Below are 16,715 nucleotides of genomic sequence, written 5' to 3' on the forward strand. Positions count from 1 at the left end.
CCCTGGGGGAGGGAGTTGGACGCCGGCGTCAGTGCGTGCGAGGCGCCTCGCCACCCACATCATTCAACAGCAGAACCATGCCGCGATGCCCCGCCACGGCCATCGACGCGCCCGCCGGCCGGTCCGGTCCCTCGACCCGCCACAGCGTGTCACCGATGAAGACGCACCCCTGGCCGTTCACGATCGGATCGCCCAGCGTCACCACCCGGCCGACAAGCTGGCCGGCCCGGTCGTTGACGTCGTTGGGCTCCGCCGCCGCCGGTTTCCAGCGGGCGTAGGCGATGGCGGCGCCGATGGCGACCGCCGACAGGACGGTGAAGAGCGCCAGCTCGGTCATCGGCGGCCAGCCGCCCGACAGCCACGTCACAAGCGCGGTGCCCAGCGCCGCCCCGCCGAACCAGATCAGGAAGATTCCGGGAACGACCAGTTCGAGGGCCGCCAGGGCGACCCCGATCGCGGTCCAGAGCAGCGGCGACATCGCCTCACGCCCCGCCGCCGGGCGTGGACCACGGCCCCGGCTGCGGCTGCCCCACCGGCCTCACCTTGGGCGCGGCGGAGCTGGCGGGAACGGCGTCGCGCAGGATCTCGCCCAGCCCGGCCAGCGCCCCGGCGACGCCCGCCATCTCCACCGGCAACACCATGGTCTTCTGGTTGGGCGAGTCGGCGAAGGCCTTCAGCGCCTCCATGTATTTCTGGCCGAGGAAGTAGCCGAGCGCCTGACCCGACCCGTTGGCGACGGCCTCCGAAACCAGCCGCGTCGCCTTGGCCTCGGCCTCGGCCAGCCGCTCGCGCGCCTCGGCCTCCAGCTTGGCGGCCTCCAGCTTGCCCTGGGCGATGCGGATCTGGCTCTCCTTCTCCGCGTCGGCCTCCAGGATCTGGGCGCGCCGGTCGCGCTCGGCCTTGAGCTGGCGCCCCATGGCCTGGACGATGTCGGCCGGCGGCGTGATGTCGCGCAGCTCGATGCGGGTGATGCGCACGCCCCAGGAGGCCGTCGCCTCGTCCACCGCGCGCAACAGCGAGGCGTTGATCCGCTCGCGCTGGCTCAGCAGCTCGTCCAGATCCATCGAGCCCATCACCGTGCGGATGGTGGTCATCGCCAGGGTCTGGATCGCGCGCTGCAAATCGCCGACCTCATAGGTGGCCTTGGTCGGGTCGATCACCTGGAAATAGAGAACGCCGTCGGCGACGACCGCCGCGTTGTCCTTGGTGATCACGCTCTGCTCCGGCACGTCCACCAGCGTCTCGCGCATGTCGACGCGGGCCCGCACCGAGCTGATGATCGGCACGATGACGTTGAAGCCCGGCACCAGCGTCTCGTGGTAGCGCCCCAGCCGTTCGACGATGAAATGGAAGCCCTGCGGGACGATCTTGACGCTGGTCAGGGCGAAGACGACGACGAACACCAGGGCGACGATGACAAGGGTCGTGAATTCCATGGGCGCATCATCCTTTGGGTGGAAAATGGGTTTCGCGCGATGCCGGGCCTTCCCAAGGCTTCGATCATAGGATGCGGCATCGCGCCGGTCGACGCCATCCGACGGATGGCCGCAAGGCCGCCGGTTTGCGGCGCCCGTCCGCCATCCCCATGTTCAGCAAAGGACCTTCGCGGATCGTTTGAAAGTCTTTTCACCGGCCCCGCTCTGGTGAGAGGCTTCACGCTGGTGAAATACTCGGCCGCCAGCCATCCGCATCCGTCCGCAACGAACCACCGGGATGATCCATGCGCGACAGCCTCCGCTTCTATCTTGGTGACGAGCTTCGGGAAATCCGCGACGTCGATCCGACGCTGACGGTCCTCGACTGGCTGCGCCTGTCCGAACGGCGCCTCGGCACCAAGGAGGGCTGCGCGGAGGGCGACTGCGGGGCCTGCACCGTGGTGGTCGGCCGGCTCACCGAAGACAGCCAAGGCGGCAAAAGCGTCCGTTACGAGGCGGTGAACGCCTGCATCCGCTTCCTGGCCACGCTCGACGGCTGCCAGCTCCTGACCGTCGAGCATCTGAAAGGCCCGGACGGCGCCCTGCACCCGGTGCAGCGGGCGCTGGTCGAGCATCACGGCTCGCAATGCGGCTTCTGCACGCCGGGCTTCGTGATGTCGCTGTTCGCGCTCTACCTCAACGAGGACCGGCCCGACGAGCGGCGCATCGACGACGCGCTCGCCGGCAACCTGTGCCGCTGCACCGGCTACGCGCCGATCGTCCAGGCCGCCCGCGCCATGCACGATCTGGGCGACCGGACGGCCGACCGCTTCAACGACCGCGCCGCCACCGCCGCCCGGCTGAGAGCCCTGGCCGACGATGACATCCTCGACGTCGGCAGCGGCACCCGCCGCTTTCTCGCCCCCGCCACCGCCGACCAGTTGGCCGGGCTGCTGCTCGCCCACCCCGACGCGACCATCGTCGCCGGCTCGACCGACGTCGGGCTGTGGGTGACCAAGTTCCAGCGCGTGCTGAGCATTGTGCTTTACACCGGCCGCGTCAGGGAACTGCGCCGCATCGCCGACACCGGCGACGCGTTGGAGATCGGGGCCGGCGCCACCTACAGCGAGGCCGCCCCGGCCATCGCCGCCCTCTACCCGGACTTCGGCGAGCTGATCCGCCGCATCGGCGCCGAGCAGGTGCGCAACATGGGGACCATCGGCGGCAACATCGCCAACGGCTCGCCCATCGGCGACACGCCGCCGGCGCTGATCGCCGCCGGGGCCGCGCTGCGGCTGCGGCGGGGCGACGCGACGCGCACCCTTCCGCTGGAGGATTTCTTCCTCGCCTACGGCAGGCAGGACCGCCGGCCGGACGAGTTCGTCGAGACGGTCCTCCTGCCCAAACCGGCGCCGGGCACGCGCTTCCGTGCCTACAAGATCGCCAAACGCTTCGACCAGGACATCTCGGCGGTCTGCGGCGCCTTTCGGCTGACCCTGGACGACGCCGGCAACGTCGCCGGCATCCGCATCGCCTTCGGCGGCATGGCCGGCGTGCCCAAGCGCGCCGCCGGGGCCGAGGCGGCCCTGCTCGGCCAACCCTGGAGCGAGGCCAGCGTGCACGCCGCCATGGCGGCGCTGAAAACCGACTTCACGCCGCTGAGCGACTGGCGGGCCAGCGCCGGCTACCGTGCCGAGGTGGCCGCGAATTTGCTACTGCGGTTCCATGTCGAGACCACCGACCCGGCGACGGAAACCCGCCTGGTCGGCGACCGGAGGCTGGCCCATGCCTGACGCCGCGACCACCCTGCCCCCCGCCACGCCCGAGCGCATCGCCGGCGCCGTCCACGAGTCCCGCCGCCACGACAGCGCCCACAAGCATGTCAGCGGCGAAGCGGTCTATGTCGACGACATCCCCGAGCCGGCCGGGCTGCTGCACGTCTATCTCGGCCTCAGCGCCCGCGCCCATGCCCGCGTGGTCTCGGTCGATCTCGCCAAGGTCCGCGCCGCCCCCGGCGTCGTCGCCGTGTTCACCGCCGCCGACATCCCCGGCGAGAACGACATCGGCGCCGTCGGCCTGCACGACGAGCCGCTCTTCGCCACCGATCTGGTCCAGCATGTCGGCCAGCCGCTGTTCGCCGTCGCCGCCGGGACCCGCGACCAGGCGCGGCGCGCCGCCAAGCTGGCGGAAGTCGTCTACGAGGATCTGCCGGCCGTCCTGACCATCGCCGCCGCCCGCGACGGCGACCGCACCCTGGTCGTCCCGCCGATGACGCTGAGCATCGGCGACGCCGCCGCCGCCCTGGCCGGGGCGCCCAACCGGCTCGCCGGCCGGCTGCGGATCGGCGGGCAGGAGCATTTCTACCTGGAAAGCCAGATCGCCCTGGCGGTGCCGGGCGAGGACGAGGAGGTTACGGTCCACGTCTCCACCCAGCACCCCAGCGAGGTCCAGCACATCGTCGCCCACGCGCTCGCCGTGCCGGACGGGGCGGTAACGGTGGAGGTGCGGCGCATGGGCGGCGGCTTCGGCGGCAAGGAGACCCAGGCCAACCTGTTCGCCGTCTGCGCCGCGCTGGTGGCGAAGAAGACCGGCCGGGCCGCCAAGCTGCGCCCCGACCGCGACGACGATTTCCAGATCACCGGCAAGCGCCACGACTTCGAGATCGACTACGACGTCGGCTTCGACGCCGAGGGGCGAATCCGGGGCGTGGACATGCTGTTCGCCGCCCGCGCCGGCTACGCCGCCGACCTGTCCGGCCCGGTGACCGACCGCGCGCTGTTCCACGCCGACAACGGATACCACTACGCCGACGCCCGGCTCGAATCGCTGCCGCTGAAGACCAACACGGTGTCCAACACCGCCTTCCGCGGCTTCGGCGGCCCGCAGGGCATGGTGGCGGCCGAACGGGTGATCGAGGAGATCGCCTTCGCGCTCGGCATGGACCCGCTGGACATCCGCAAGCGCAACTTCTACGGCACCACCGACCGCAACGTCACCCCCTACCACCAGACCGTCGAGGACAACATCCTCCCGGATCTGGTGGCGAAACTGGAGGCCGACTGCGCCTACCGCGAGCGCCGGGCCGCCATCCGCGCCCACAATTCCGCCAGCCGCATCCTGCGCAAGGGGCTGGCGCTGACCCCGGTGAAGTTCGGCATCTCCTTCACCGCCACCCAGTTCAACCAAGCCGGCGCGCTGGTCCATGTCTACACGGACGGCAGCATCCAGGTGAACCATGGCGGCACCGAGATGGGCCAGGGCCTCTACACCAAGGTCGCCCAGGTGGTGGCGGAGGAGTTCCAGGTCGACATCGGCTGCGTCCGCCCGACCGCGACCAGCACCGGCAAGGTTCCCAACACCTCGGCGACGGCGGCCTCCTCGGGCAGCGACCTCAACGGCAAGGCCGCGCAGAACGCCGCCCGCGCCATCAAGGAGCGGCTGGTCGCCTTCGCCGCCGGGCAGTGGGGCGTGGCGCCGGAGGCCGTGACCTTCCACCGCAACCGGGTCCGCGTCGGCGGACAAGAGATGGACTTCGCCGCGCTGGTCCGAGCCGCCTACATGGCGCGTGTGCAGCTCTCGGCGACCGGATTCTACAAGACGCCCAAGATCCATTGGGACCGCAAGGCCGGGCGCGGCACGCCCTTCTACTACTTCGCCTATGGGGCGGCCTGCGCCGAGGTGACGGTGGACACGCTGACCGGCGAGTATGTGGTGGACCGGGTCGACATCTTGCACGATTGCGGCCGCTCGCTGAACCCAGCCATCGACAAGGGGCAGATCGAGGGCGGCTTCGTCCAGGGCATGGGCTGGCTGACCACGGAGGAGCTGTGGTGGGACGCCGAGGGCCGCCTGCGCACCCACGCCCCCAGCACCTACAAGATCCCGGCCTGCGGCGACCGCCCGCGGATCTTCAACGTCGCCCTGCTGGAGGACGCCCCCAACCGCGAGGACACCATCTTCCGCTCCAAGGCGGTGGGCGAGCCGCCCTTCATGCTCGGCATCTCGGTGCTGCACGCGCTGTCCGACGCGGTGGCCAGCGTCGCCGATCACCGCTTCTGCCCGCGGCTCGACGCGCCGGCCACGCCGGAACGGGTGCTGACGGCGATCGGCGCGCTGCGCGAGCGCGCGGCGGCGCACGGCGCGGCACCCGGCACGGCGACCGGATGACCGCGCTCTCTTCCCTGCTGACCGGGTGGCTGGAGCGGGGGGATGGCGCCGTGCTGCTCACCGTCGCCGAGGCGCGCGGCTCCACCCCGCGCGAGGCCGGCGCCCGCATGCTGGTCGGGCCGGAGGCCACCGCCGGCACCGTCGGCGGCGGCCGGCTGGAGTGGATCGCGGTCGATGCGGCGCGCCAAATGCTGGCCAGGGGAATGCCGGCCGGAAACGAGCGTGGAACGACGCTGGATCTGCCCCTGGGCCCGGCGACCGGGCAATGCTGCGGCGGCCATGTCGTGCTGAGGCTGGAGCGCGCCGACGCCGGCACGGTCGCGACGCTGGCCGAGGAGGAGCGCCGGGAGGCCGAGGCCCGCCCGACCCTGCTGCTGTTCGGCGCCGGCCATGTCGGCAGGGCGATGGCGGCGGCCTTCGCGCCGCTGCCCCTGCGGCTGCTGTGGATCGACGGCCGCGCCCACGAGTTTCCGGAGGCGATTCCGCCGGGCGTGGAGCGGATCGTCAGCGACCGCCCGCTCGACCATGTGGCGGCGGCGCCGGCCGGCTTCGGCTGCCTGATCCTCACCCACAGCCACGCGCTGGATTTCGACATCGCCGAGGCGTCGCTGCGCCGGGGAAGCGACGCCGCCTATGTCGGGCTGATCGGCTCCACCACCAAGCGCGCCCGCTTCGAGCGCTGGTACCGGGCGCGCGGGCGCGACGCCGACGCGCTGTCCCGCCTGACCTGCCCGATCGGCGCCGCCCTCGCCAGTTCCCCCCTGCCGGGCGACAAGCGCCCGGAGGTCATCGCCGCCCTGGCGGCGGCGGAACTGCTGCTGGCCTTCGCGGCGTTCGGCGAGAGAGCCGCCTTGCCGTCGGCCTGACCCGTCGGTCTGCCCCCTCGCCTGGGCGGGGAGCAAACCGAAAGGAACAAGCCGGCGGCTCCGATCACCCTCAGTTCTTCACACGGAAACCGCCACGGCCATCGCTTTCCATGCGGCCGGTGTCCATCCCATGATCGTCCTTCAGACGGAAGCCGCCGCGACCGTCGCTTTCCATGCGACCGGTGTCCGCCCCGTGCTCGTCCTTCAGACGGAAGCCGCCACGGCCGTCGCTTTCCATGCGGCCGGTGTCCGCCCCGTGGTCGTCCTTCAGACGGAAGCCGCCGCGGCCGTCGCTTTCCATGCGGCCGGTGTCCGCCCCATGCTCGTCCTTCAGGCGGAAGCCGCCACGGCCGTCGCTTTCCACGCGGCCGGTGTCCGCCCCGTGCTCGTCCTTCAGGCGGAAGCCGCCGCGACCGTCGCTTTCCACGCGGCCTGGCCCGACACCGGGGGGGCCCTTCGATTCGCGGCTTTCCGCGAGAAGCGGCGCCGAGCTTAAAACAAGACCAAGCATCATCGCGAACACCAGGCGCATTTTCTTCCCTCCACTCAACCCGTCGGCCATCCGACAATCGGGTGAACACGCCTGGTCTTCTCTTTCATCCCGGATTTCACCTTAAAATTTCTCCCACGCGATGTTCCGCTTCCAACGCCCGGCGCGGGCGTCTCTTCTTTCCGTCATGCGGTGCAGAGCGCGAACAGCCAGTCACGGAAGGCGGCGAAGCCAGGAGCCTCGCGGCGGGACGCGCGATAGACCAGATACCAGGACTGCCTCATCGGCACCGCCAGCGCGAAGGGGGCCGCCAACCGGCCGGCGGCGAGGTCGTCGGCGATGTAGGGCTGAGGCGCCAGCGCCACCCCCACCCCGTCGATCGCCGCCTGCAACGTCATGGCGTAGCTGCCGAAGGACAGCCCGTTCGACTCCGGCGTCCCGGCCCCGGCGGCGGCCAGCCAGTGCGGCCAGTCCTCCGCCCAATGGGAGACGTGGAGCAGGGTCGCCCGCCGCAGATCCGCCGGGCTGCGCAGGCTGCGGGCCAGGGCCGGGGCGCAGACCGGTTGCAGGCTCGACGTGAACAGCAACTCGGTTTCGAAGCCCGGCCAGCGGCCGTCACCGATCAGCACCGCGCAGGTCCAATCCTCACCGATCGGGTTGCCGGCGCCGCCGGTGGCGATGCGGACCTCGATCTCCGGATGCGCCATGTGAAAGCCGGACAGGCGCGGGATGAGCCAGCGCACCGCGAAGGTCGCCCCCAGCCCCACCGTCAGCACCGGCCCGGCGCGCATCGCCGACACCGTGTCGACCCGCCGGGCGATGCTGTCGAAGGCCTCGGTCAGGGTGGGGTGCAGCGCCCGCCCGCGTTCGGTCAGCGTCAGCGCGTTGGCCCGCCGCTCGAACAGCGGAAAGCCCAACCGCCCCTCCAGCAGTTTCACCATCCGGCTGATCGCGGCCTGCGAGACGTGCAGCTCCGTCGCCGCCCCGGTGAAGCTGCCATGGCGGGCCGCCGCCTCGAAGGCGCGCAGTCCGTTCAGCGAAGGCAGGCGCCGCATCGCCGCTATCCTTACTTGACCCCAATTTTTCCTGAGGCTCAGCATCGGACAATGCTGTTTGCGGCGCAAGCCGCCACCGTGCGATTTTCCCCCTCGATGTAAGGATTCCTCCGAGTCGCACAAACCGAAGGCTGTTCATGCTGACGCTTCCGCTGATGGTGGGGCTTGGCCTCACCGTGCTCATGACCTCGTTTTTGTCGGGCCTGTTCGGCATGGCCGGCGGCATGGCGCTGATGGGGCTGTTGCTCCTGCTGCTGCCGGTGCCGTCCGCGATGCTGCTGCACGGCATCACGCAGTTCACCTCCAACGGCTGGCGGGCGTGGCTGTGGCGGCGGCATGTCGACTGGGGCATCGTCGGGCGATTCGCGGGGGGAGCCGCCGTCGCCGGGGCGGGGTTCTCGCTGGTCGGGGCGGTTCCCGATCGCGCGACGTCGCTGCTGATCCTGGGGCTGACGCCCTTCATGGCGCTCGCCGTGCCGCGGCGCTGGGCGCTGGACGCCACCAAGCCGCCGCATGCTCTAATGGCTGGTTTCCTGTGCATGGGCATCCAGCTCCTCGCCGGCATTTCCGGACCGCTGCTCGACGTGTTCTTCGTGCGGTCGGGCATGACGCGGCAGGGCGTGGTCGCCACCAAGGCCATGACCCAGGTCTTCGGGCACGCGGTGAAGGTGGCCTACTTCGCGCCGATGGTCGCCGGCTCCTCGGGCGAGACGGTCGAGGCGGCCGTCATCCTGCTGTCGGTCGGCATGGCCCTGCTCGGCACCAACCTGTCGCGCCGGGTCCTCGACCGCATGAGCGACGCCCAATTCCGCCGTTGGAGCCGCTATCTGGTGATGGGGACCGCCAGCGTCTATCTGGGCCAGGGCCTGCTCCTGCTGGCCTCCCATTGAGGCCGTAGCCCGATCCTTACCGCTTGGGGGCACCGGATCCGGTTCGTCCTCGCGCCATGGCCGCCCCCAAGCCGTAAGGATGGGAGAGCGGCCATCCTTACGTCCGGGGGGCCTTGAAAGCCTTGGAAAAGCTTTGAGGGGATCGATGGCGACTCGGAATCTCCCCTCGATGGGCATCCTTACCGCCTGGGGGCGGATCCGGCTCCCTGCAAGCCCCCAGGCGGTAAGGATGGACATGGTTCGATACCCGCCAAGCCCCACTTTACGGTTTCCCGCCCCCGAGCGGTAAGGATGAACCTGCCCGATTCGCTGCCGAATCCTGGTGAAGGTCCGAAGAATGGACCCGTACGGACGTCGACACGGGGGCATGTAAGGACCTTCGGGGGGCGCGCGGCGACTCTGTTCCCTTTCTAAGAGGATTCGTCCGTCCGAAAGCCCAAGGGAATCCGCGAGTCGGGTCGAATCTTCCTTACGTGCCGGGGGAAGCACCCTTACTGGACGGGGGCGGATCCCCCACGCCCCGGGGCGTAAGGGTAACGCCCCCACGCGGTAAGGATGCAAATGAATCCACAGGGAAATTTCCGACGAACCCTTTCCTTACTTGTTTTCGATGTAAGGATTGATCTAGCTTCCGTCGGTTGCGGCGGAGGAACGGCATGGCGGGGACGGGGCGCAGGAAGGCGCGGGGGGCTGCGGACGGCGATGCCGTGCCCGCGGGCGGCCTTGTCGTGCTCGGCCCCCAGGATCTGGCTGGCGGCGCCATCATCGAGGGCACGGCCGACGGCGTGGCGGCCGGAGCCACGGGCATCGTCTCGCCCAGCCTGCCGGCGGTCGCGGCGGAGGACACCGTCCCCAGCGCCGGGCTGACCGCCCGCGTGGCCAGCGCCACCTTCGAGCGTGACGGCTACAAGCACCTGATCAAGGCGGCGGAGGCGGTCTACAGCTACCCGGCCAACGGCACGCGCCTGTCGCTGCCGGCGCAGAAGATGCTGAACTTCATGATCCATCTGGCGGGCAGCCAGAACTTCGCCAACAAGCTCTACCGCCTGCCCAAGCGCGTGGTGCGCGGCAACCACAAGGGCAACGAGCGCATCTTCGACGCGCTGAAGGAAATCTTCGACTCCAGCCTCGTCGTCATCGGCCCCTTCCGTGGCCGGCGGTCGCGCGCCGAGCTGCGCATCCTCAGCAGCTACGTCCGCCCCGAGGAGGAGGAGGACAGCGACGCCGCCGACATCCATTTCCAGTTCACCGACGCCTTCCTGGAAATCCAGCGCTCCTCCCAGCTCTGGGCCAAGCTGTCGGGGCCGGCGATGGTCAAGGTGACCAGCACCTACGCGCTGAAGCTCTACGAGATCGGCATGCAGCGCTATCAGATGGACTTCCCGTCGCTGGAGCTGGACATCGACACGCTGCGCAAGCTGCTGAACGTGCCGGAGGGCGCCTACAAGGATTTCGGCATCCTGCGCACCCGCACCATCGACCGCGCCATCGCCGAGGTGAACCAGCTCGCCCCCTTCCGCGTGACGATGCCCGAGGACCGGATGAAGCGGAAGGGCCGCAAGATCGAGGCGGTGACCCTCGACTTCCTCGCCAAGGACGAGGAGGAGGCCGCCGAGACCTATCTGGAACGCGAGCGCCACAGCGCCGGCCGCCGCGCCCGGCGCATCGGCTCCGTCGACAGCGTGGCGGAGGGGGAGACGGCCGGCCCGGTGGAGGCCGGTCTGGCCGATCTCGGTCCCCTGCCCGACGCCGACGACGTGACGGCCCTGTGGGCGGCCCTGCTGCACGCGCTGAAGGACAAGGTGCCGACCCCGCTGCTCGGTGGCATGGAGCCGGAGCGGGTCGAGGAGGCGCCGCAGGGCGGGCGCCGGCTGGTTCTGAAGGCGAAGACCGCCGCCATGGCCGACACGGCGCGGATGAACCATTGGCCGAGCTTCAAGTCGGCCCTGTCCTCGCTGACCGGCGGGATGATCGAGGACGTCGCCTTCGAGGTGCCGGCGAAGCGCGCGAAGGCCGCCCCCAAGGAGTAAGGGTTAACGGCGGCAAGGACACAGCGGGCGGGGAAGGAGCGGGCGGGGAAGGCGGCCCCTCCCCCGCCCGCGGCGTTCGTATCAGCCCTTGGCCTTCAGCGCGGCCAGACGGTCGGACAGGCTGGTCGCGGCCGGCTTGCCGGCGGCGGCGGCCATCGCGGCGGCGATGTTGGGGTCGTCCTTCTCCGGCACCGTCGGGGACAGCAGCTTGGCCTTGGCCTTGGCCGCCTCGGCGGAGGCCAGATCCTTGGCGGCCGTGTCCTGCATCGCCTTCAGGGCCACGGTCAGCCCGCTGGTGGCGCCCGCCAGACCGGCGGCGCGGCGGGCGGCGTCCGCCTGACGCTCGGCCATGTCGCGCTGCTGCTCGGCGCGGCCCATGTCGCGCTGGGCGCGGGTGAGTTCGGAACGGGCCGACTTCAGCTTGGCCCCGGCGTCGGCGTAGCTTTTCTCCAGCATCTCCAGGAACTGCTTGGCCTCCACCGCGTCGCGCTCCTCGCGCTCGATGTCGGGGGTCATCTCCTCCAGCATGGCGACGATGGTCTCCAGGCTCTTTTCCAGCGCGGCCCGGCGCGAAAGGTCGGACTCGGTGTTGAGCTGGTTCTGGAGATGCTCGGCCGCCGCCATGCGCTGGCTCGACAGCTTCCTGATCTCGTCGGCCTCGCGCTGCTCGCGGTCGTAGATGGCGCGCGCCTCGGCCACTTGGCGGCCGAGGCCGTCGAGATGCTGCTCCATCGTCCGCAGCTCCGCCTCGGTGGCGGACTTGGGATCCCAGCGCACCAGCGTTTCCATGGCGCCCTGCACGGCCTGATCGGTCTTCACGCCCAGAAGGTTGCGGATGAACGAGATCATGGGTCTGTTTCCTGTCGAACGGGTTGTTTGGAAGCGACGCGGCGCCTCAGCGCACAGATGGTGTGGGGGCCGGGCGCTCTGCAAGAGGCGGCGGCCCCCATATCCTTACCTCCTGGGGGGAGGAATTCCGCCCTCACCCCGCCATGGCGGCGGCGTTGATGACGGCGACGCCGATCTGGATGCCGACCAGCGCCGTCGCCGAGGCGATGTTGCCGGCCTCGATCTGGCCGCGCAGGTCGCGGATCAGCAGGGTCGCCGCCGCGAAGGCGACGAGCTGGAGGATCAGCGCGACCAGCCCCCACAGCACGATGTCGAGGATGACGGTGCTGGTCGCCAGCGTCGCCGCCAGCGGGATGGCCAGCGCGACGATGGAGCCGGCCAGCGTCAGCCCGCCCGCCGCGTTGCCGTCGGCGACCAGCCGCCGTTCGTCGTAGGGCGTGATGCGGGTGTAGACCGCGACGCCCACGACCAGCAGCGCCAGCGTGACGGCGAGCTGGCCGAGCAGAACCGGCAGGCCGGTGCCCAGCGCTGTGAGGATGGAACCGAAGGTGCTTTCCATGGGGCCGGCACTCGCTCAGGACAGGGACAGGGAGGCGGGGTTGACGTCGATCCCCGCCGCGATCTCGACGGAGGCCCGGCCGTTCCGCTCGACGGCGGCGACCAGGAGATACTCGCGCTCCGGTGCGGGAGCGGCGGCGCCGGTGGGGCGGCCGTAGAGCATGGCGTTGCTCACCACCGTTTCGGTGCCGCGCAGGGTCTCCAGCGATTCCGACAGCAGGAAGGGCTCGATCCGGCCGCCGCCCGGCGACCAGACGCGGGTGTAGAGCTGGCCGTCCTTGGTCTGGAACTCCGGCCAGCCGATCATCCCCTCGCGCCCGTCCAGCCAGAAGCCCCATTCGCCGGGGTCGGCCGGGGTGACGCTGTCGATCGGGGTGAAGTAGCGGCACTCGTCCGGTTGCCCGTCGGGGCCGAGATGGATCTGGAGGAAGCCGCCGTCGGGCATATGCAGCCGGTGGACCGTGGCGTTGCCCGAGGTCACCGTGCCGACGCCGTCGATCGACACCAGCCGGTCGCCGCCGGTGTCCGGCGCCTTGACCTTGGTGACGCCCTCCGCCAGCAGGAAGGGGGCGGGGTCGATGGTGACCGTCATGCCGAGCCGGAACAGCGACGGGCTGTAACGCTGGCCGGACAGCTTCTGGTTCACGTAGTTGCCGAGCGTTCCGAACAGGGGCACGTCGGATCCTCCCTTGGCCTTGGGTTTCGGGGCGGCTGTCTGGGCGGCGCCGGGTTTGGCCGGCTGGTCCCTCCGGCGGCGCGCGCGCCACAGCAGGAACAGCGCGGCGGCGCCCAGCAGCAGGATGCTCCACAGGGCGAGGCTGGACAGGCCGGATCCGGCCGGCTTTCCGCCCTCCGCATCCGGCGCGGCCCGGTCGGCCGAGTCGGCACGGGCGAGATCCGCCGGCACGTCGGGTGGCAGCCGACCGGCCTCGCGCGGGGTGCCGGCCTGGCTCTGCACCGTCCGGTCCAGCTCGTCCAGCTTGGCGCGCAGCCCGGCGTTGTCCTGGGCCTGACGGTCGGCCTCGGCCCGCCATTGGCGGTAGCCGGGGTCGTCCGCGTTGTCGTGGAAGAAGGCGGCGTGGCCGGGCCGGGTCAGCGTGTCGAGCATGAACCACAGGAACAGCCCGTCCCAGATGCCGAAGCGGCGCGGCGCGTTCATCGCGTAGGGCGGCGGCGCCCAGCCGTAGCGGCCGTAGGCGTTCGGGATGGAGGGCGCCGGTGCCGGCCGGGTGGAGGGCGTGCGGCCGGATCCGCCGCCCCATCCGCCGCTTGTTCCCCAGTTCCAGGAGCTTCCGCCGCCGCTCTGGCTGGCGCTGGACGAGGGGCGCGACGGCGCCGGGGCGGGCGCCGCCGGTGTGGCGGGGGCGGGGGCGGCGTCCTGCTGGGCGCGGTAGCGGTTCAGCGCGTCGGCCGAGCCCTGCTGGCTCATCGCGCGGTCGCCCGCCGACTGGGGCGGTGCCGCGACCGAGGGGGCGGCGTTGTTGTTGCCGGGCCGCGCGTAGCCGCCGCTCGACCCGCCCCACCAGGAGCCGCCCGAGGATGAACTGGTCGACGGGGTGCGGGTGGTCGACGGCCGGGAGTAGCCGCCGCTGCCGCTGCTGCTCCGGCTGCTGCTGCCGACCGACGGGGTGCGGCTGGCGGATGGCCGGGAGTAGCCCCCCGACGACCGGGAGGTCGAGGCCCGCGCCGACGCCTCGTCGGGGGCCAGGACGACGGCCGTCGCCGACAGGGCGATGGTCGCCAGCGGCGGGACCGGCGTTCCGGCCGGGTGAAGAGCCAGCAACGCCGCCAGGGCGGCAGCGCGGAGACGGCGCGCCATGGTCACGTCCGCCCTCCTCTGGGGAGGGCCGGGGTGGGGGTGGGGCCGTGCGAAGGCCGGTGCCCGCGGTGCGAAGGAAGGAGAATGCCGCCCGAAGAGCGGGCCATGACACACGGAACCGCGTGATGCTTCATTCGTCCCCTTCCCCGGCATCCGTCCGTGGCGGGAACCCGCCGGGATGCTTCCGGCGGGGAGGCTATGCGCGCAAGCGAAACATCTCAAGGACTTCGAGGAGAGGCCCCCGCGCGTTGCGCCCTCGTGTTCAAGCGCTGCACCCTCATTTCTAAGCGCTTCGCTCTCATTTTTTAAGCGCTTCGCACGGTGGCGATGAAGGCGCCGACCTCGCGGCGCAGCCGTTCGGCCTCGACCGCCAGGGATTCCGAGGTGGCCCGCACGGCGCCGGCCGCCGATCCCGTCTCCTGCACCGCGTTGCTGACGCCGACGATGTTGCTCGACACCTCGTCGGTGCCCTGCGCCGCCTGGGTGACGCTGTTGGCGATGTCGCGGGTCGCGGCCCCCTGCTCCTCCACGGCCGACGCGATGGCGGTCGCGATCTCGCTCATCCGCGCGATGGTCTGGCCGATGCTGGCGATGGCGCTGCGGGCGCCGCCGGTCGCCCCCTGGATCTCCTGCACCTTCGCCTGGATCTCGTCGGTCGCCCGCGCCGTCTGGGTCGCCAGCGCCTTGACCTCCGACGCGACCACGGCGAAGCCCTTGCCGGCCTCCCCCGCCCGCGCCGCCTCGATGGTGGCGTTCAGCGCCAGCAGGTTGGTCTGCGCCGCGATGCCGCTGATCAGCTCCACCACCTGCCCGATCTGCTCGGCGGCGACGACCAGCTTGCGGATGGTCTCGCTGGCGCTCTCGGCGTCGGTGACCGCCTGCCCGGCGATGCGGGTCGAGTTCTCGACCTGGAAGCCGATCTCCTGGATCGAGGCCGACAGCTCCTCCGTGGCCGAGGCGACGGTCTGCACGTTGACCGACGCCTCCTCCGACGCGGCGGCGACCAGGGTGGAGCGCTCGCTCGCCTGGGTGGCGGTGGCGGAGAGCGCGGTGGCGGCGCCGCGCATGCCGTCCGCCGCAGAGGCCACCGTGTCGACGATGCCCTTCACCGTGCCCTCGAAATTGTCGGCGAGCCGCAGCATGGCCTGCTTGCGGTCGGCCTCGGCGCGGCGCTTGGTCTCCGCCTGCTCGGCCTCCAGCCGCTTCATCTCCTGGGCGTTGGTCTTGAAGACCTGGAGCGCGCGGGCGAGCGCGCCGATCTCGTCGCGGCGGGCGTCGTCGGTCACGTCGACCGTGAGGTCGCCCTGCGCCAGCCGGCCCATGGCGTGGGTGATGCCGCCCAGCGGGCGGGTGATGGCGCGCGAGATCAGCCAGGCGAGCAGCAGGCCGAGCGCCACCGCGACGCCCGACACCAGGGCGCCCAGCGACTGCGCCGAGGCAACGGCGTCGTCGGCCTTGGCCTGGAGCGCCGCCTGCGCCGTGGTGGCGTTGCGGCGGATCTGGCCGATCCTCTCGTTGGTGGCCTTGCCGATCTGTTCCAGCGCCTCCTGGTTGACGGTGCGGAGCTGGTCGCTGAGCGCGGCGATGCGGTCGACCCCGGCGCTGTAGGCGGGCAGCTTGCCGGCGGCCCCGGCCAACGTCGTCTTCGACGCGCCGTCCGGCAGCCCGCCCAGCGCTTTGTCGGCCTCGCCGCGCAGATCGGCCAGATCCTTGCGGATGCGCGCCAGATCCTCCGGCTTGGTCTCGGCCACGAAACGGGCGACCAGCACGCGGGCGAGCAGGAACTGCTCGCTCAGCTCGGCGGCGGCCACCGTGCGGTCGAGGTTGCCGCCGTCCCGTTCCGTCTTCACCGTCTCGCTCAGCAGGCGGCGGATGTCGGCGCCCTGCGCGTTGACCACCGAGGCGATCAGCGATTCCCGCTCGGTGCGCAGCGCCACCAGCCGGTCGAAGCCCTGGGAGAAGCGGGTTTCCAGCTCCACCAGCTCGGAGGCGAGCCGCTGGCTTTCGGAGTCGGCGATGCGGCTGCCGGCCTCGCGCATCAGGTCGCGGAAATGCGTCACCGTCGCGCGGAAGCGGTCGGCGGCGGCCGGGGCGCCGGTCGCCATGAACTCCTGCGCCGCCGTGAAGGCGTCGGACATGTCGGTGTCGGCCTCCGCCACCAGGGTGGCGACGCCGGATTGCGCCGAATACTGGGCCATCGCGTCGCCGCTGGCCCGCAACCCCACCCAGGACACCCCGCCGAGCCCGACCAGCAGGCAGAGCGTGACGCCGAAGCCCGTGTAGACCTTGGTCGCCGTCCGCAGGTTGGCGAAGGCGCTGGCGCCGGCCGTCCGGCTCTTGGTGGGGGTGGTCATGGCTGGCCTCTGGGTCCCATTGGTTTGCTGGTGGTCCGTGCTTCTAGGACCGCCGTCGGGAGACCAGTTGTTCAAAAAGAATGCCATCCGGCAATTGCCGGAAACGTTGTTTTTTGCTTTATGGAATGGAGGGAAACGCGCGATGGCTAAAGCTTGTGTTCTCGCAGTTTGCCAGATTGTGACCGATCAATTCGCATTCTGCGATGAGGCGCGCGAAACGCG

At 70.9% G+C, this 16,715-nt stretch carries 13 protein-coding genes; 5 read left to right on the top strand and 8 right to left on the bottom strand.

Annotated elements, in window-relative coordinates; genetic code table 11:
* Nucleotides 1-28 precede the first annotated feature (28 nt).
* Nucleotides 29-478 (bottom strand): NfeD family protein, encoded by a 450-nt coding sequence (locus tag JN22_RS02150; RefSeq protein WP_085552315.1) that lies wholly within the window; start codon nt 476-478, stop codon nt 29-31.
* Between the two features lie 4 nt (nt 479-482).
* Entirely contained in the window at nt 483-1,436 is a 954-nt protein-coding gene (locus JN22_RS02155) for an SPFH domain-containing protein (protein ID WP_085552316.1), read from the bottom strand.
* Between the two features lie 284 nt (nt 1,437-1,720).
* Between JN22_RS02155 and xdhA the strand changes: the two genes are divergently transcribed.
* From xdhA to xdhC, 3 genes are read left to right on the top strand one after another with little or no spacing between them, the layout of a single operon-like run.
* On the top strand, nt 1,721-3,208 hold the full coding sequence (gene xdhA / locus JN22_RS02160; protein ID WP_085552317.1) for a xanthine dehydrogenase small subunit: 1,488 nt from the start codon (nt 1,721-1,723) through the stop codon (nt 3,206-3,208).
* Nucleotides 3,201-5,582 (top strand): xanthine dehydrogenase molybdopterin binding subunit, encoded by a 2,382-nt coding sequence (xdhB, locus tag JN22_RS02165; protein WP_085552318.1) that lies wholly within the window; start codon nt 3,201-3,203, stop codon nt 5,580-5,582. The genes xdhA and xdhB overlap by 8 nt, the downstream gene beginning before the upstream one ends.
* A complete protein-coding gene (gene xdhC / locus JN22_RS02170; protein ID WP_085552319.1) occupies nt 5,579-6,448 on the top strand; it encodes a xanthine dehydrogenase accessory protein XdhC in 870 nt (289 codons plus the stop codon). Before xdhB ends, xdhC begins: the two co-directional genes overlap by 4 nt.
* Nucleotides 6,449-6,518: 70 nt before the next feature.
* Here the strand turns inward: xdhC and JN22_RS02175 are convergent, their stop codons facing one another.
* The gene (locus JN22_RS02175; RefSeq protein ID WP_143268108.1) at nt 6,519-7,010 is read right to left on the bottom strand and encodes a hypothetical protein; all 492 of its coding nucleotides are present in this window, start codon (nt 7,008-7,010) and stop codon (nt 6,519-6,521) included.
* 113 nt (nt 7,011-7,123) lie between these two features.
* On the bottom strand, nt 7,124-7,993 hold the full coding sequence (gcvA, locus tag JN22_RS02180) for a transcriptional regulator GcvA (protein ID WP_143268109.1): 870 nt from the start codon (nt 7,991-7,993) through the stop codon (nt 7,124-7,126).
* Between the two features lie 137 nt (nt 7,994-8,130).
* On the opposite strand from gcvA, the gene JN22_RS02185 reads away from it, so the two are divergent.
* Nucleotides 8,131-8,883: a TSUP family transporter gene (locus JN22_RS02185; protein ID WP_085552321.1), complete on the top strand. Its 753-nt coding sequence runs from the start codon at nt 8,131-8,133 to the stop codon at nt 8,881-8,883.
* Nucleotides 8,884-9,590: 707 nt separating this feature from the next.
* The gene (locus tag JN22_RS02190) at nt 9,591-10,913 is read left to right on the top strand and encodes a replication initiation protein (RefSeq protein ID WP_223677519.1); all 1,323 of its coding nucleotides are present in this window, start codon (nt 9,591-9,593) and stop codon (nt 10,911-10,913) included.
* An 81-nt stretch (nt 10,914-10,994) separates the two neighbouring features.
* Here JN22_RS02190 and JN22_RS02195 read toward each other — a convergent pair whose 3' ends face one another.
* The 4 genes from JN22_RS02195 to JN22_RS02210 all read right to left on the bottom strand — a co-directional run bounded on the left by JN22_RS02195 (nt 10,995) and on the right by JN22_RS02210 (nt 16,493).
* Complete coding sequence (locus tag JN22_RS02195; RefSeq protein WP_085552323.1) at nt 10,995-11,762, bottom strand: hypothetical protein; 768 nt, start codon at nt 11,760-11,762, stop codon at nt 10,995-10,997.
* Between the two features lie 133 nt (nt 11,763-11,895).
* Nucleotides 11,896-12,321 carry a DUF350 domain-containing protein gene (locus JN22_RS02200; protein WP_085552324.1) on the bottom strand — a complete coding sequence of 142 codons (426 nt, stop codon included), beginning with the start codon at nt 12,319-12,321 and terminating at the stop codon, nt 11,896-11,898.
* A gap of 15 nt (nt 12,322-12,336) precedes the next feature.
* Complete coding sequence (locus tag JN22_RS02205) at nt 12,337-14,139, bottom strand: DUF2491 family protein (protein WP_085552325.1); 1,803 nt, start codon at nt 14,137-14,139, stop codon at nt 12,337-12,339.
* A gap of 305 nt (nt 14,140-14,444) precedes the next feature.
* Nucleotides 14,445-16,493 (bottom strand): methyl-accepting chemotaxis protein, encoded by a 2,049-nt coding sequence (locus JN22_RS02210; RefSeq protein WP_085552326.1) that lies wholly within the window; start codon nt 16,491-16,493, stop codon nt 14,445-14,447.
* Nucleotides 16,494-16,715: the final 222 nt, after the last annotated feature.

Source organism: Azospirillum agricola, assembly GCF_020005195.1.
Taxonomy (GTDB): domain Bacteria; phylum Pseudomonadota; class Alphaproteobacteria; order Azospirillales; family Azospirillaceae; genus Azospirillum; species Azospirillum agricola.